The 15,188-nt window shown below is 66.6% G+C and carries 15 protein-coding genes and 1 pseudogene; 11 read left to right on the top strand and 5 right to left on the bottom strand.

Translation table 11 applies throughout. The annotated features are described in order from the left end of the window. The first annotated feature begins 44 nt into the window (after positions 1-44). The 5 genes from ACIBG7_RS27380 to ACIBG7_RS27360 all read left to right on the top strand — a co-directional run bounded on the left by ACIBG7_RS27380 (position 45) and on the right by ACIBG7_RS27360 (position 5,469). Positions 45-2,102, top strand: coding sequence for an amino acid adenylation domain-containing protein (locus ACIBG7_RS27380; protein ID WP_397338103.1), 2,058 nt, complete (start codon positions 45-47; stop codon positions 2,100-2,102). After that, positions 2,102-2,821 (top strand): glycosyltransferase family 25 protein, encoded by a 720-nt coding sequence (locus ACIBG7_RS27375; RefSeq protein WP_397338102.1) that lies wholly within the window; start codon positions 2,102-2,104, stop codon positions 2,819-2,821. Before ACIBG7_RS27380 ends, ACIBG7_RS27375 begins: the two co-directional genes overlap by 1 nt. Before the next feature lie 16 nt (positions 2,822-2,837). After that, positions 2,838-3,533 (top strand): hypothetical protein, encoded by a 696-nt coding sequence (locus ACIBG7_RS27370; protein WP_397338101.1) that lies wholly within the window; start codon positions 2,838-2,840, stop codon positions 3,531-3,533. Next, positions 3,530-4,558, top strand: a complete 1,029-nt coding sequence (locus ACIBG7_RS27365; RefSeq protein ID WP_397338100.1) for a glycosyltransferase family 4 protein — start codon at positions 3,530-3,532, stop codon at positions 4,556-4,558. Before ACIBG7_RS27370 ends, ACIBG7_RS27365 begins: the two co-directional genes overlap by 4 nt. Before the next feature lie 224 nt (positions 4,559-4,782). Continuing rightward, positions 4,783-5,469, top strand: coding sequence for a hypothetical protein (locus tag ACIBG7_RS27360; protein ID WP_397338099.1), 687 nt, complete (start codon positions 4,783-4,785; stop codon positions 5,467-5,469). Positions 5,470-6,288: 819 nt separating this feature from the next. Here ACIBG7_RS27360 and ACIBG7_RS27355 read toward each other — a convergent pair. Beyond that, a pseudogene (locus ACIBG7_RS27355) lies at positions 6,289-7,093 on the bottom strand (IS5 family transposase). 124 nt (positions 7,094-7,217) lie between these two features. On the opposite strand from ACIBG7_RS27355, the gene ACIBG7_RS27350 reads away from it, so the two are divergent. Beyond that, entirely contained in the window at positions 7,218-7,574 is a 357-nt protein-coding gene (locus ACIBG7_RS27350) for a hypothetical protein (protein ID WP_397338098.1), read from the top strand. Positions 7,575-7,633: 59 nt separating this feature from the next. Here ACIBG7_RS27350 and ACIBG7_RS27345 read toward each other — a convergent pair whose 3' ends face one another. Then, complete coding sequence (locus ACIBG7_RS27345; protein ID WP_397338097.1) at positions 7,634-7,861, bottom strand: DUF397 domain-containing protein; 228 nt, start codon at positions 7,859-7,861, stop codon at positions 7,634-7,636. Continuing rightward, positions 7,849-8,679, bottom strand: a complete 831-nt coding sequence (locus ACIBG7_RS27340; RefSeq protein ID WP_397338096.1) for a helix-turn-helix domain-containing protein — start codon at positions 8,677-8,679, stop codon at positions 7,849-7,851. The genes ACIBG7_RS27345 and ACIBG7_RS27340 overlap by 13 nt, the downstream gene beginning before the upstream one ends. A gap of 270 nt (positions 8,680-8,949) precedes the next feature. Between ACIBG7_RS27340 and ACIBG7_RS27335 the strand changes: the two genes are divergently transcribed. Next, the gene (locus ACIBG7_RS27335; protein ID WP_397338095.1) at positions 8,950-9,420 is read left to right on the top strand and encodes an ATP-binding protein; all 471 of its coding nucleotides are present in this window, start codon (positions 8,950-8,952) and stop codon (positions 9,418-9,420) included. A gap of 423 nt (positions 9,421-9,843) precedes the next feature. Here the strand turns inward: ACIBG7_RS27335 and ACIBG7_RS27330 are convergent, their stop codons facing one another. After that, on the bottom strand, positions 9,844-10,179 hold the full coding sequence (locus ACIBG7_RS27330; RefSeq protein WP_397338094.1) for a hypothetical protein: 336 nt from the start codon (positions 10,177-10,179) through the stop codon (positions 9,844-9,846). A 959-nt stretch (positions 10,180-11,138) separates the two neighbouring features. Between ACIBG7_RS27330 and ACIBG7_RS27325 the strand changes: the two genes are divergently transcribed. From ACIBG7_RS27325 to ACIBG7_RS27310, 4 genes are all read left to right on the top strand, one after another. Further along, positions 11,139-11,819, top strand: coding sequence for a DUF402 domain-containing protein (locus tag ACIBG7_RS27325; RefSeq protein WP_397338093.1), 681 nt, complete (start codon positions 11,139-11,141; stop codon positions 11,817-11,819). A 25-nt stretch (positions 11,820-11,844) separates the two neighbouring features. After that, the gene (locus ACIBG7_RS27320) at positions 11,845-12,372 is read left to right on the top strand and encodes a hypothetical protein (RefSeq protein ID WP_397338092.1); all 528 of its coding nucleotides are present in this window, start codon (positions 11,845-11,847) and stop codon (positions 12,370-12,372) included. Between the two features lie 339 nt (positions 12,373-12,711). Then, positions 12,712-13,179 (top strand): hypothetical protein, encoded by a 468-nt coding sequence (locus tag ACIBG7_RS27315; RefSeq protein WP_397338091.1) that lies wholly within the window; start codon positions 12,712-12,714, stop codon positions 13,177-13,179. Next, complete coding sequence (locus tag ACIBG7_RS27310) at positions 13,176-13,493, top strand: hypothetical protein (protein WP_397338090.1); 318 nt, start codon at positions 13,176-13,178, stop codon at positions 13,491-13,493. The genes ACIBG7_RS27315 and ACIBG7_RS27310 overlap by 4 nt, the downstream gene beginning before the upstream one ends. 749 nt (positions 13,494-14,242) lie before the next feature. Here ACIBG7_RS27310 and ACIBG7_RS27305 read toward each other — a convergent pair. After that, entirely contained in the window at positions 14,243-15,163 is a 921-nt protein-coding gene (locus ACIBG7_RS27305) for a TRM11 family SAM-dependent methyltransferase (protein WP_397338089.1), read from the bottom strand. Between the last annotated feature and the right edge of the window lie 25 nt (positions 15,164-15,188).

Here is a 15,188-nt window from a genome sequence, read left to right as displayed (position 1 = left end):
GCTTCTCGGCGTGACAAACCGCTGTTGACCGTCATATCAACTCAATGGCATCATGCGGTGGCGATCTTAGACCGCAGCAATCCGATCGCGCCCTGATCGCGATTGTAAAGAACGAGATACCTATACCTCCCGCGAAGCAGTCGCGATTTCAGGAACGTCGCGCAAAGTTCCCTTCTACCACCCTTTTCTCATCCATCATTAGCTTCCGATTAGCGAGACCCATGCCTACTTCCACATACCTGGTGACGCTCAACGATTACGGCCAGCAGTCCATCTGGCCGGCCCACCGGCCCCTGCCGGAGGGATGGAAGCCAGCGGGCCCGAGTGGTTCGCGGGAGGAGTGCCTGGCGTACATCGACGGTCATTGGCCGGCCCTGCCACCCGCCCACCCCGCGGCCCTGTCCGCCGATCGCAGCGAGACGGTCCTCGCCCTCTTCCGCCTGCAAGCCGTACAGACCCCAGACGCCGTCGCCATCGCGGCAGGAGAGCGCCGTCTGACCTACGCGGAACTGGCCGGCCGGGTCGCGGCACTCGCGGGGGAACTCCGCCGCCGAGGCGCCGGGCCGGAGGTCCCGGTCGGGCTCGAGATGGACCGTTCCCCCGAGTTGGTCATCGCGATTCTGGGTGTGCTCTGGGCCGGGGGCGCCTACGTCCCTATCGACCCCGAGTATCCGGCCGACCGTAAGGAGTTCATGCGGGCCGACTCACAGATCTCGCTGCTTCTGACCCAGCACGACGTCGCCGAACTCTCGACCGGTACAGCGAACGCGGCGGATGCGCCGCTGCCCGACCCGGCGTCGCTGGCCTACGTCATCTACACCTCCGGTTCCACCGGGCGGCCCAAGGGTGTAGGCATCGACCATTTCGCCCTGGTCCGGCGGGTCATGTGGATGCGGGAGCGGTTCGCGCTCGGCCCTGGCGACCACATGTACCAGCATGCCGCCGTGAGCTTTGACGCCCATGCGGAGGAGATCTTCCCCTGCCTCACGACCGGTGCCACGCTGGTGCTTCCGCCGCCGGGAAAGGACCTCCCCGATCTCCTCGCCGAAGGGACGAAGATCACCGTTCTGGACCTGCCCACCTCGTACTGGCAAGGACTGGCCGGCTCTCCGTGGCCCGAGGAACTGCGGCTGGTGATCCTCGGAGCCGACCCGCTCCGCGGCCAGGCCCTCGCCGGCTGGTACGCGGAGATGGGCGACACCGTCGAGGTAATCAACACCTACGGGCCGACTGAGGCGACCATCATCGCCAGCGCGGCCACGATCACCAGGGCGGAAGCGGGGGGACGGCCCCCGATCGGCCATCCGCTCAGTGACACCAGGCTCCACGTCCTCGACCGGGAGCTCGAGCTCGTCGAGCCCGGCACCCCGGGTGAGCTGTGCATCGGCGGGCTGGGGCTCGCCCGTGGCTACCTCGGGCAACCCGCGCTCACCGCCCAGGCCTTCGTCCCTGACCCCTTCGGTGCCCCGGGTGAGCGGCTGTATCGGAGCGGCGACCTGGTGCGCGCCCGCCCTGACGGCGCCCTGGAGTTCCTCGGCCGCCTGGACGGCCAGGTGAAGGTACGCGGCTTCCGCGTCGAGCCGGGCGAGATCGAGATCCGGCTCCTGGAGCATCCCGCTGTCGAGCGGGCGATCGTCGTCGCGCGCAACGACGGCCTTGACGCCTATCTCATCCTCGCCGTCGACGTGAGCAGCGAGGAGTTGGCCGCGCACGTGTCGTCGAAACTGCCGTCGTACATGGTGCCCAATACCTTCACCTTCCTCGACGCTTTCCCGCTCACCCGGTCCGGGAAGATCGACCGGTCCGCACTTCACGCGCCCGCGCCCGCAGCCGCTCCCGGTCAGGCGTCGCCCGGCCTCGCCACCCCGACGGAAGAGGCGGTCGCGGAAATCTGGGCAGAGCTCTTCGGGCTCGACCGCGTGACCCCTGACGACGACTTCTTCGCCCTCGGCGGGCATTCACTCCTCGCGACCAAGGCAATCGTCTGGCTGACCCCGGTCGTGGGACAGCACATTCCTCTGCGCGCGCTCTACGAGACACGGACGCTCAGGAGCTTCGCCGCCCATCTCGATGAGCTCAAGCGGGAGAAGGCCGAGCGCTGATGCCTGTCCATCTGCCGACCTTCGTGGTCAACCTCCGGCGCCGGCCTGATCGCCGGGAGCGGATCGCCGCCCAGCTCTCCGGCCACGTCGACGCCTCCTACACCTCCGACTGGGACGGGCTCTTCGACGGCGCGGACATCACCCGGCAGGCGCTCGCCAACGCCGGGCACGACCTGTACCCGTGGGCTGTCGCCTCCCCCAATCCCTGGTGGAACCGGCCTCTGCGGCTCGGCGAGATCGGGTGCACGCTGAGCCATCTGGCGTGCTGGCGCGAGGGAGCCAGCACCGGGGCACCATACTTCATGGTCTTGGAGGACGACGCGACCCTGTTCCCCTCCTTCTTCGACCAGCTGGCCGAGGGCCTGGCCGAGGTCCGCGTCCGCGAGCAGCCGGGGCTGATCTACCTCGCACGCTGCCCGATGGAGGCCGACGAGCCTGCCTGGCCGGGTTTTGTGCGGCCCGGTTTCAGTTACTGCACGTGGGGCTATCTGCTCAGCCACGAGGCCGCGCTGACGTTGCTGGCGGCGGGGCTCGATCGGGCGCTGATGCCCATCGACGAGTTCCTGCCCGCCATGTACATGGAGCATCCCCGGCCCGACGTCCGCGCCCGGTTCTCGCCGAGGATTAGCGCGCTGGCCTTCGATCCGCCGCTGCTGGAGACGCCCGAGCACGTACTCGGCGACAGTGATACCGAGGCCTCCGATGCCGTCTGCTGGTAGTGACGCACCTCTGCTGGTGCGCTTCGAGTTCCTCGGTGAAGTCCCCCGCCGGACCTTCTCCGGTCTGGCCGAGCTGCGCCCTTCGACGAGCAGCCTGGTGATCGATCCCACGAGCCATCCCGGCCTACGCGGCTCCGCCTGCAGCCTCGCGGATCAGGCGGAGTACTGGGCTGGAGAGGCCCGGCGCGCCTCCCCCGGCCCCTTCATCGTCATGGGCTACTGCTCGGCGGCGAGCCTGGCCCTCACGCTGGCGGAGAAGCTCGACGGAACAGTCCTGGGAGTGCTGCTGTTCGATCCGCTCACCGTCACCCCGGAGTTCACCGCGTCGAGTGTCCGCGACGTGCTCGCGAGCGCTGGCGTCGCGGCAGGAGACCGCGGCACCGGCGCGCTGACGGAGATCGAAGCGACGTTGACCGGCCACGAGAACAGCGGGCTGCGTTTCCTGCCAGAAGAGATTAGGTCAGAGCTGGTCGAGCAATACATGCGCTGGCTCGCGTTCGTACACGCCTCCTCAGGCGTCTCCGCGCCGACGACGCTCCCGTTCCCCCTCCACCTCTTCTGGAGCGACCCGGCCTTCGTGGACGGGTTCAGCGGCGGAGCGGCAGCGGACTCGGCGCAGGTGATCGAGAGCAACGCCGTCGCCCTGCTGTCGCACGAGAGAGTCGAAGAGGTGTTCCTGTCCGCCACTCACCCAGGGAAGTCCGAAACATGAGAATCGCCGTCGTCTCCCCGCCTTGGCTCAGGACCCCTCCCCTTCGCTACGGCGCCGTCGAGACCATCGTGAGCAGTCTGACCGAAGGCCTCGTCGCCCGAGGCCACGACGTCACCCTCTTCGCCTCAGGCGACTCGCTGACTTCCGCCGCCCTGCGGAGCTACTACCCGAGAGCGCTGTACGAGACCGGCGACGAGCAGAACGGCACACTGGAGGTGATGCACGCGCTGTCCGCCTACCGGTCCATCGAGGAGTTCGACCTCGTCCACGACCACAGCGATACCGTGGGGATGGCGATAGCCTCCTTCGCAGGCGCCAGCCGTCCCGTCGTGCACACCATGCACGCACCGTCCAGATCGCCCTGGTTCGGGCCGGTCTATCAGGCCACCGGTGACCATGTGCATCTGGTCGCCATCAGCCAGGCCCAGATCAAGGACGCGCCCGGCATCCGCTACGCGGACATGATCCACCACGGGATCCCCGTCGGACGCTTCACCTTCAGGGAGGAGAAGGAGGACTACTGTCTGTTCGTCGGGAGGCTGTCCCCGAAGAAGGGCCTCGACCTGGCGATCAAAGCCGCCAGGAAGGCCGGCAGAAGACTGGTGATCGCCTGCAAGGAGATCGCCGGCTCCATCGAAAGGACCTACTTCGACGAGGTCATTCAGCCGCTGCTTGGGCCCGACGTCGAGTTCCTGGGAGAGGCCAATTTCGAGGAGAAGGTCGATCTGTACAGCCGCGCCTTCTGCACGCTCGTGCCCACTCGGTGGGAGGAGCCCTTCGGCTTGACCGCCATCGAGTCGTTAGCCTGCGGAACGCCTGTCGTCGGGCTCAGCAGGGGAGCCACGGCGGAGCTCATCGACCACGGGCGCACCGGCTTCCTGACTCATGACCCCGATGAGCTCGCCGACCACCTCGCTGACGTCCCGGGGATATCACCGGCGGAGTGCCGGAGGGTCGCGGTGGAGCAGTTCTCGGAGACGATGATGATCAGCCGCTATGAGGATCTGTACCGGCGGCTGATCTAAGCGACAGCCGATTCTGTACGGCACGGCGGAGCCCGCCAGCGACGCCGCGCCACCTGATGTCCTTCCACCAAAGGAGCACAGAGATTCCGCACCTCCAGCACAGCCCGGCCCCGGCGTCCGGCCGAAGTCCGCTCCAGGAACTGGCTTCTCACGGCGTCGGGAGCGTCGACTGTCTCCTCGTCTCCGGCCCCTACGCGCGTGGCTGGCTTCACCGGCACAGCGATGTGACCGCCTATGCCGTCCTCGGGCCGGAGCAGGACGTCTCCCCCGGCCGGCTGACCTTCTTTAGAGACGGCACCCGGTGGGAGGTCATCACCTACAGCGCTGACACGATCGCGCGCGCCGTGACGTCGATCAGCGAGCTCGCCGCGGCTTCGGCCTCGGCCTGGCACCGTCGCGGGCTGCCGGCCCAGGACGGCGGGCTCACCGCCGTCCTGAACATCTGGGACGGCGTCGCGGTCGCTGGCGCGGAGCGGGCCGCCGCGCATCGGCGCCTCCTCCGGGCCGCGGGCCTCAGGCACGTCGTCAGCAGGATGGCGGCACTCGAAGCGGAGAAGGCCCTGGACAGCGCGCTCAGCCTCTCCTATACCGGGGACCACCGCTCGGCGGTGCTCTCAGCTCATGTCGCCGTCGGCAAAACAATCGATGCGTTCCTGGCGGCGGCGGGCACTCTGTACGCCGACTCCACGTGGCGGCATCGGAGACTGGAGGCTCTGGTGAGCGACGGGGCGCCCGCGCCGCTCACGTTCGATCCGGAGAGCTGCTGGAACTGGCTGAGCATGCGGCAACTGGCCGACCTGTCGCCCGTCGACTGGACCAGAGGAGCGGTCGCCTTCTGCCAGGCGATGCTCGACTCGATGACTGTACTGCTTCAAAATCATCACACGTGTCCTGACCTGGTCGTTCAGTAGATCCCTGCACAATGGTGATGAGGTTGAGCTGATCGTTTCGCCTCATTCCACAGGTATGACCCAGGGCGCCCGGGTACGGTTCCGTTTCGCCGGAGGCCGGGGAAAAGCCAGGGGTTCGGCGTAGGATTCACGGGTAAAGGAGGCGCCATCGTGGTTCGGTAAAGCCCGGTGGTATGGCCGGTGGTTGCTCGGTGGTTGCTCTTCGGCATGGGGTACGGCGTGTCAGGTGCCGTCACGTCCCGGCACGATGTGCGGGGCACAGGCGGGAAGACCGTCATTGATCGGCACATCGTGACGCGGGGTAGCACCAGGGCTGCGGACTATTAATCCGCAGGTTCCGGGTTGGGAGTCCAGGGCGCCCCGCCACTCCATGCCCAAGTTGACCTGATGTTTCCCGATTCTGGATTCTCAGCTCTCTCAGAGGGGAGAGTGGCCGGGTTCATGGTCGTTACATGGTCTTCGGCGCGGCTTCATCGGCGGGCGAGCACATGCGCGGGATGGATTACTCCGCTTGGCGGGCGCTCCCCGGGCGGTCAGGTAAAGGCCAGACCTGTCAAGCGTTCAGCGGAAGTGGCGCGGCGCAAGGACCCTGAGCTGGCTCGGCCTAAACCTCGGTGACCTGTTCGCCCTCACCAGGGCGCCGCGGACGGCAAGCAGGCTTTCGTCATCCAAGAGCTGTGCGGCCCCGCTTGGCTGTGCCCTCGGCGTCGGAGTGGCGCTCGGCCTGGCAGGCGCGCTCTTCAGGTTGTCGCCCCCGTAACCTGAGCGGCAGCCCCGAGTCGCGTCCGATTTGATGTCAGCCTCGCCTAAGACGACGTCTCATTTGGTGATTCGGTGGTAGCAGATGAGGGCTGCGGCCAGGGCGACGAAGGATGCGAAGTGGTCGGCTCGGCGTTCGTAGCGGCGGTGTAAGCGTCGGCAGCCTGCCAGCCAGGAGACCGTCCGTTCGACCACCCATCGATGGCGGCCCAGGCGCTGGCTGGATTCGATCCCGCGGCGGGCGATGCGCGGGATGATGCCGCGCCCGCGCAGGAAAGCGCGCAGGTGCAGGTAGTCGTAGCCCTTGTCGCCGTGGAGCTTGGCGGGTCTGCGGCGGCGCGGGCCACGGCGGGAACGAATGGGTGGGATGCTGCGGATCAGCGGTTCCAGTGCCAGGCTGTCGTGCGTGTTGGCGGCGCTGATCGCGACAGAGATCGGCAGACCGGTCCGATCGGTGATCAGGTGGATCTTCGAGCCTTTCTTGCAGCGATCGACAGGATTCGGGCCCGTCAACTCCCCCTTTGACCGCCCGCACGCTGACCGAGTCGATCGCGCATCGAGACCAGTCCAGCTCTCCGCGCGAGCCGAGCTCGTCCAGCAGGATCCGATACAGCTTGGCCCACACCCGGGCGGCGCTCCACTCGGCGAAGCGGCGATGCACCGTCTGCCAGGAAGCGCCGAAGACCGGCGGAAGCTGACGCCACGTGCAACCGCTGGTCGCTACAAACACGATCGCCGCCAAGACCAGGCGGTCATCGGCTCGTCACCGCCCACCACCCTGCGGGCGCGTCGGCGACGGCGGCACCACCCGCTGAAACAGCTCCAACAACTGGTCCGGAACCAGCCAATCGATGAACGGATCCATGATCAACCAAACGATTGAACACCAAACAAGACACGGTCTAACTGCTGGCAAAGCTGTTCTCAGTCGAGCTGTGGTCCTTCCATAGTGGCTGCCGTTCTGATCTTCTCTACGGAACGGAAGCTCGATGATTGTTCGCTTTGCACTGCTCGGAAGTGCTGCCCTGGCTCTGCTCGCCTGGCCGGCCTCGGCCGCCCCGCCGGTCTCCGGCTGGACCAGCGGGTCCAGCGAAGGGTTCGTCTACGTCTCAGCTGATCGCAAGAACATTACCGTGTGTGACCTACGGGACGACGATAGGCAGGTCGGTGCCGAATACGCCACTTCCATGCTCGGTATCTACAAGGTGCCCGATGCGAACGGCCCCCGGTCTGGGTGTGGAACCGACAGCACGCTCCTCTCTCGTATCGATGTCTTCAAGATGTGCGTCACCATCGGCCTGAACCGGGAATGCCGCAACCCTGTCTGGATCAACGACCGCAGGTGAACGGCAGGCGGTCGCGCTGGCAGGTGAGGGTCTGGGGCTGAATCAGACCCTCGCCGCTGCTACTGGCTGCGCCAGAAATCGAACTCTCCTTTCTTGGCGCCATCAATGAAGGCGGCCCAGACCGAGGATGAGACCACGTAGGGGGGCAGGTCGGGGCGCTCAGAGTCGCGCAGCCCCACACGGCCATCCTTCAGGAGGGCCACTTCGATGCAATCGCCGTTGTCGCCGGAGCGGGTCGCTTTACGCCACTCAGCCGACTTCACTAGTCCTGCGGTCACTTCGTCCATTTCTCCGCCATCTCCCCAATCAACCGGAGGGAGGCCTGCCGAGGCAGGGCCTCGTTGTGCAACATTTCGTACCTCGACTGAACTTCCCGCACCCGCCCGCTATCGGCGGTAATCTGACTCATCGTGATCGACTCGAGGTAGACCATAGCCGGCATCCCCGGTCCGCCAGCCAGCACGAACGCTCCCTGCAGGCCGGTCGTGACCGACGAACTGTATGGGAGAACGCGCACGTTGATACGAGGATGCTCGTCCAGGGCGATCAGATGCGCCATCTGCTGAGCCATCACCGCCTCACTGGCAATTGGTCGGGTCAGGACCCCCTCGTCCAGTATCGCCCACATTGTTGGCCCGCTGTCGCGATGGAGGACGCGCTGGCGTTCCATTCGCGCGACGACGTTGTGCTCGATCTCTTCCGCAGTGATGGCTGGCCTGCCACAGAAGATGGACCGTGCGTACTCCGGTGTCTGAAGCAGGCCGGGGACGATGAGTGGCTGCCAGGTGCGCAGGATGTCCGCCTGCTGCTCGATCTCTGCCAACTGTGCCAGCCACACGGGCCAGCGCGCGGCGTACTCGACCGTCTCGCGCCAGCGTGCGAGCAACTCGCCCTTCGCTCGTAGCGCGGCGTCGGCTGCCCGCACAAAGTCTTCGCGAGCCGGACGTTCTCCACGTTCGACCATACTGATCTTCGAAACGGACCAGCCGAGCATGGCGGCTAGCTCCTTTTGTCGCTTACCGGCCAGTATGCGATATTCGCGAAGGTGATCACCAAATTGCACTCGAGGTGCTTTCAGCTCCGGGTCTGGCTCGACGTTTTCCAAGGTGAAAAGTTCTTCCTTTGACGGGTCGCACGAGAAATACACGGCAGTGTGTAGTATCACGTTTGGTTCGTGCCTGGGAAGTGCTTTGCAATAAGCCCTATGAACAGGCTTTTTCTGAGATGGTCTCTTCAGGCCGGGTCGCACTATGACGCCAGCCACACGAAAACGCGAGCGGATGTGTTGGGCATCGCTCCCTCTCCTCGTAACAGGAAGCGGCCCGTGATTGGGACGTAGTGAGGCGAAACGGTGATCTACCTCGTACCCCCACCCATGAAACTTGAGGAACTCGGCGTAGTCCGGTTGGCGTGCGGCTTGCGGGCGCCGTATCTGGCCAGGGAGGCGATCACCACGTGGTTGGGGAGGACCCACACCGCTTGGGAGATTGTCATGCTGGCGGCATCGGAGCTGGTCACAAACGCCGTCAAGTACGCCGGTGCCCCCAGCGTAGGCGACGGTCCCAGCGCCATCACAATCAAGCTGTCGCAAGACCCGCTCGTCCTGCGGTTAGCGGTGACCGATCCCGGGTCGAACTTCTCGGCTCCCACCCGTATTCCGCTGCAGGTGCCGAATCTGCGGTCGGAGCATGGGCGGGGGCTGGCGATCGTGGAGACTCTGTCACGCGGACGGTGGGGAAGTTACCGGATGCCCGGCACTGGACACCGTCACGTGTGGTGCCACCTGGATCGTCACCTTAACGGGGCGCAACTGGAGGAGCTGTTCTGCGATCCGGCCGCTAGCTGACTTCGGGCTTCTTCAACGATTCGCGCTGTTCGCGCCGTGTGCTGGCCTGCCCGAATTCGGAGAAGCGTCGTGCGCCGTCCTCACTCGCTCATGTTCATCCCGGGGCTGGTCACGGCTCTGCCGTGGGCGGGCCGTGTGTGTTCGCGGCTGCGATGCTTGGGCGGCGCTGGCAGCTCCGTCGCCGGGCGGCTGAGGGCCGTTCGCATTTCGGCCGCTGACCGCCTCACCCCACCGATTCCATCAGTCTCTCGTACCTCCGTAGAAAGGTCCCCTCCGTGTTCCGTGGCAAGGCGTTGTCCGTGCTGGCCCTGTTCCTGACCGCTGCGTTCGTCGCCTTCGTACTCGCAGGGCCTTCACCTGTGGTTCGACCCGTGTGCCAGGCGCTGCTCGCCGTCATCGTCGCTGGAACGGTGGCGGTGATCGTCAGGAAGGTTCTCCTCGCGCGACGTTCGGCCAGCCGCAACCAGCCCCCAGTTTCTTGACCGTTCCAGCCCGCCCTCGTGTGAGGCCGTCATGCCCGAACCCGTTCCCGCCGATGTCGCCGACCAGGCCGCTGCCTACCTCGCGGAGCTGAAGGTCCTGCTGGAGGTACGAGGTCTGCACGCCCGCTTCCTCATCCAGCCCGGACGACTGCCGCGCCTGCGCGAGCCTGTGCGAGGTGGTCACCGCCGCATCGATCGGCGGCGAATGGAGCTTGTGGTGGTCATGGGCCGAACGGATCACCGGCGTCGGTGAGATGGTCGCCGCTGTCGAACGCATCGGCCATGTCCTGACCCCGGCGACCTCAGCGACCCCGGCCGCTCAGCGCATCTGACCCGCCCTACGGCGGGCACGTCCCGTACGCGCCCCTACCGCCGCTCGTGGGCGTCGGGGACGCCCGGTGGGGCCGCGCATCTAATCGCGCCCGGTGCGGCCAACGCCGGTCGGGTCGCCATATGAACCCTGTCAGTCGCAGCCGCTTTGCGGGCGGAGATCCACTGTGGCCGGCAGCGCCCTCACCCGGTCCGTCCGGGAAGCCGGGCGAGGAGGACCCCCCAAGATTTCCCGGAGGCCGAATAGCCGTGCGCAGGCGGTTGTCCGCTTCCGGGATAGAGGTGACCGCGAGCGCCCGGCGTGGTGGCGTGAACGCGGTCACCCAAGAGGGGGTGGCTGGCCGGTAAGAGGAGGCGGCTAGCCACTTCCTCATGGCGATGATCATGGCGGGGCCCCGTCCGCCTGATCGCCGTCAGGGGCGGCCTTTCGCAAGCGGTGACTGTCACGGACAGTCGATGCCGTGACGCGAGGGGCCGCCCCTCCCAGAAGCGTCCGGCGGCAGCATCCCCCTCCAACAGGTGCTGCCGCCGGGCCGGGGGTCGTCGGGAAGGCTCCCGCTGCGGGTCACAAACGCAAGCGGGGGCATCATCCCTTTCCTGAAAAGGCCCCTGTCTTCCGATGAAGGTTGGAAGAGAGCAGAGGCCGGTCAGTCGTGCGGCCGGCCGGCCTCGTGCACCCTCCCGGGATCGACTAGCTGGGTGTTCACGAATGCGGTTGACCTGGAGCGTAGGAGAGGTTAAGAAGATCGCTTCCCAAGGGGACGATGATCGTTTCCCGCGTTCGTTCGATTTCTGCCCCGCGACCAGGTCTTCGTGGACGGCCGATCTCGGTAGACCCTGCACCCGGATTCGGTTCGTCACAGTAGGACCCTTCATGTCCGGAGCCGGATGATGGAAGATCGCTAGGTGACGATCGACATGTCGGGACGCTTCGAGGTGGGAACGACCGTGGTACGCCGCCACGTGTGGGGCGGCAAGGTGTGGTCAGCGATGCCGTATCGGGTGCTGGAGGACGTCGGCGACTATCTGACGGTGGCCAGCTGGCCGGGCTTGCGCGGTTTGGTGTCTACCACGTGGATCACGGCGTTCTTGAACGAGGGGCGCGGCCGGGATCAGACTATTCAGGAGCTGGCTTCGGGCGCGTGGCGGCTGGGGTGGTGGGCGTGGCGGGGCACCACCGTGCGCAGCTGGTACGGTCTCCACGCCTACTTCACGGTGCGGCAGCACTTTGACGCCGATCGACGCCCGCTTGCCTGGTATGTCGACTTCGACCTGCCGAAGCAGCGCACTCGCATGGGTATCGACACCTTCGACCTTCTGTTGGATCTGGTCGCCGAGCCCGACCTGTCACGCATCCGGTGGAAGGATGTGGAGGAATATGAGCACGGTCGCCGGCTCGGGCTGATCGATGATCGGTCGCATCAGGGTGTGCTCGCGGCGCGCGAGGAAGTAGTCGGGCTGATCGAATCGCGGCAGGGGCCCTTCGCGCACGACTGGTCGCCTCTGGCCTGCGAGGACTGGCGAACGCCCGTACTGCCTGATGCTGTTCGGTCTGCCGACGTGGACTCCGGCCTTTGGATCGGTTAGCCATCCGGCGGGCGCCTCCGCCGTCATGGCGTTGATCGAGGCCGAACTCGGCCCACGCCCCGGACCGGCCGGAGTGCCGATCCGCGCCGTGCTCGTCTGCCAGCTGATCTCCATCCACCACACCGGCAAAGCCACCCTCGCCGAGGCCTGGCGGTTGTCGGCCTTCTCCCTGTCGCAAGCCGCACGCAAGCGTCTCGGTTTCGACCCCACCCGGCCGTACCCCGACAATCCGCATGCCTGCCTGGCCGACAACCGGCGTTTCTACCGAGCCTTCGACCGGCTCGCCGCCCTGCTGGACCCTGCCCGCAACGACTACCGCGCCCGCCTGCCCCAGCACGAAGCCGACCAGTACGCCATCGCCTGGCACGACAAACATCCAGAGCGCACCCGCAAGCGAGACCTGCTGCAAGACATCGTCACCGCACTCGTGCTCACCCCAGTGCGCTGGGCCAAAGGTCGCGGCTACCTGGCAGGCTTCCACGGCGACGTCGGCATCGATACCACCGCTGCCCCGTCTTTGCCGACCGCCCCGAGCTCTCCGCTCCACCGGTGAACTGCTCGCTCCACCGAGATCACCGCGGGCTGGCACCACTCGGCAGGCAACGACCCACCCGCCTTACGGCTACAGCGCCACCATCACCGTCGCCGCCCGAACCCGTTCGACTCCAGGGTCCTTCCCGCAGCTGGCGCTCGGCCTGGTCCTTGACACCCCGCACAAACGCATCGGCGCCAACGCCATCACCACTCTGAAGCCCTTGGCCACGCTCGGGTTTCCCACCGGCTTCGCTGCCGTCGATCGCGCTTACACGACCAGCAGAGCGCCCATTTCGCCCAACCCGCCTGCACGCTCGGCTACCGGATCGCCCTGGACTACAAGGTAGAGCAGCGCGGAGTGCAGGGCAGCGTCCACGGCGCCCTGCTCATCGACGGCAGCCTGGCCTGTCCGCTGATGCCTGACCGGCTCGCCCGCGTCACCACCACTCTGGACGATGTTGCCGTCCGCACCCCATCGGACGAACTCAAGGCGCTCATCAGCGCGCGAGAGCCGTACTTGCTGCGTCTCAAACAGGGCCCGAACACCGACGGCACTGTCCGCTTCCAGTGTCCCGCGGCAGGCACCTCCCCATCGCTGTCCTGCCCCCGCTTCGACCGTCTCCACCACCGCGCGCCCAGCTGGCCCACCGCAGTCGACCTGAGCGACACCCGACAACGGGCGGCGCATCCGGCGGCCAAACCCCGCATCCTGCCCACGAGCCCCGACCTGAAGACCAGAGAGTTGCCGAAGATCTGCCGCCAGCACACCATCACCCTGCACAAGAACGACCTCGGGCACCTCGACAAGTTCCGCCAGGATGTGTGATCTATCTCAGCCCCAGGTGGGAAGGGGTATACAAGCCTGTCCGCGCCATGACGGAGGGCATTAACGGGCGCCTTAAGGGGCATGACCTCGATCTTGGCGATCCGAAAGACCGGCTCGCCCGCGGGCGCGTCGCCCAGACCATCCTGATCGCACTGCTCGTCACAGTCGCCAACGATCACTTCCTCGACACCCGGCGGCGACAACACCAACCTCAACGCGAACCCGACGCACCCACCGACCACCCCGGACAATCGGCCGAACCCGCCGTCTCCGAACAACTCGAGCGTGAAAGCCGACCGCCACCAGGCCCATAAACCGCACATCACGCCACCATGTCGCATCACCCAGCCCAGAGTCGGCCCCGTCATGCCCACCGACGCAAACTCAGCCCTCCACCAGCGACACCACCCAGGCCTCCCCAGACAGCTGCCGCCAGGCCTCAAACCATGACGAAGCTGATTCGGAAACTCTCTGAAACGACAAGATCCCGCCCGATCGTGATGATCGGGCGGGACTCGTCAATCCTTATCGGGCCGTTTCAAGAACGGCCCTAGCTGGTCGGTAGGTGGATCAGCGACTCGCTGGCCTGCTGCTTTCTAGGCGCGATGCGGTACGGGCGGTTCTGGCTGGTCGAGTAGTGCCCGTAGCCCGCATATCGGCACCGCGTATCGGCCACCGATACGCAGCACTCGGCACGGAAACTCACCCGCTTGAGCGAGCCGGTATGCCTTGGTCCGGCCCATGCCGAGCAGGCGTCCGGCCGCAAGCAGGCCGACCACCTCCGGCTGTTCGGCACTCTCGGCTCCCGTCTGGCTCGGGGTTGTGCTGGTCATGCATCACCTCCACGTTGATGAACAGGGGCGGGCCGCGGTGTGCGCGCCCGCGGTTGGGATCGGTGAGACGCGGCCACTGTGCCCGGCCGCCGCCGTTTGCGGGGCGGGATCGACTAGTTCATGGCAGGCTGACTCAGCCCCGGCTGGCACCGGTTGAGAGACATTCGCAGCTCAGCGCCCCGAACCATGTTTGCGGCTCAGAGCCGCGCCGGTGACGGGGGCGGCTCTGACTACTCCCGCTCGGGGGCTGTTTCGAGGTCTGAGGCCAGGGCGGCGGCGGGCGCGGTGGGCTTGATGTAGATGAGCAGGTCCTCATGGGCGAGCGCATGAACCGGCAGGCCGCGTGACCATGCCTTGCGTGCCTCATGGAGCTGGAAGAACGAGGCGCGGTTCAGGAGTGTGCCTTCGCCCAGGCCGCAGAGCAGGCACGCGATCCGATCGGCGAGCACCAGCCCTGCGCTCTGGGCGACCTGGTGGATGTGGCCGGGCAGATCGACCAGTTCGCCGCGTACCCGGTACGGACGCACGGTGACCGCGACGACACCGTTGGGGCGCAGGAGCTTCACGCACCCGGCCAGGATGCGGCCGAAGCCCTCCAGCAGCACAGGGAGCTGTTGATGGGCGAGGTTGCCGCGGTCTTGTGAGTAGTGCTGGTTCCATTTGCGTACGCCCGGCTCGCCGGTGTCGCGGGTGGAGCGGATGTGGCCGTGGGTGTAGGCGCCGTACGGCGGGGAGGTGAGCACCAGCGTTGCCTGCCCCAGCAGGTCAGGCAGCAGCCGGGCGATGTTACGGGAGTCCCCGGCTACGACCCGCCCGGACCCGGACGCGCCGTGGATGCGGGCGTGGCTGAGGTTGGCGACCGCCAGCCGTGCCCACTTCTCCTCGTACTCCACGCCTGCGGCGTGCCGACCGAGGTGCGCGGCCTCGACGAGTGTGGTGCCGATCCCGCACATCGGGTCGACCACCAGCTCACCGGGACGGGTGTAGGTGCTGATCACGCGGGCGGCGATCGAGGGGAGCATCTTGCCCGGGTGGCTCATCGATTCCGGCAGGTACCGGTCCCGTCGCTGGACCCGCGACTGCTGCTGGCCGGTTGCCCACACCGAAGTCGTCGGCTCAACGGGGGACTCGGTCGTGGGGGAGTCCGTCATGGACTCGGTCATTGTCGGTTGCATC

Source organism: Nonomuraea sp. NPDC050328 (assembly GCF_044459405.1).
Classification (GTDB): domain Bacteria; phylum Actinomycetota; class Actinomycetes; order Streptosporangiales; family Streptosporangiaceae; genus Nonomuraea.
This window is presented reverse-complemented; position numbering and strand designations above follow the sequence as displayed.

Excerpts from the sequence above, each read along its gene's own strand:
- ACIBG7_RS27380 (WP_397338103.1), top strand. The coding sequence starts at position 45 with ATGGCATCATGCGGTGGCGATCTTAGACCGCAGCAATCCGATCGCGCC.
- ACIBG7_RS27375 (WP_397338102.1), top strand. The coding sequence starts at position 2,102 with ATGCCTGTCCATCTGCCGACCTTCGTGGTCAACCTCCGGCGCCGGCCT.
- ACIBG7_RS27365 (WP_397338100.1), top strand. The coding sequence starts at position 3,530 with ATGAGAATCGCCGTCGTCTCCCCGCCTTGGCTCAGGACCCCTCCCCTT.
- ACIBG7_RS27350 (WP_397338098.1), top strand. The coding sequence starts at position 7,218 with ATGATTGTTCGCTTTGCACTGCTCGGAAGTGCTGCCCTGGCTCTGCTC.
- ACIBG7_RS27345 (WP_397338097.1), bottom strand. The coding sequence starts at position 7,861 with ATGGACGAAGTGACCGCAGGACTAGTGAAGTCGGCTGAGTGGCGTAAA.
- ACIBG7_RS27335 (WP_397338095.1), top strand. The coding sequence starts at position 8,950 with ATGAAACTTGAGGAACTCGGCGTAGTCCGGTTGGCGTGCGGCTTGCGG.
- ACIBG7_RS27330 (WP_397338094.1), bottom strand. The coding sequence starts at position 10,179 with ATGCGTTCGACAGCGGCGACCATCTCACCGACGCCGGTGATCCGTTCG.
- ACIBG7_RS27320 (WP_397338092.1), top strand. The coding sequence starts at position 11,845 with ATGGCGTTGATCGAGGCCGAACTCGGCCCACGCCCCGGACCGGCCGGA.
- ACIBG7_RS27305 (WP_397338089.1), bottom strand. The coding sequence starts at position 15,163 with ATGACGGACTCCCCCACGACCGAGTCCCCCGTTGAGCCGACGACTTCG.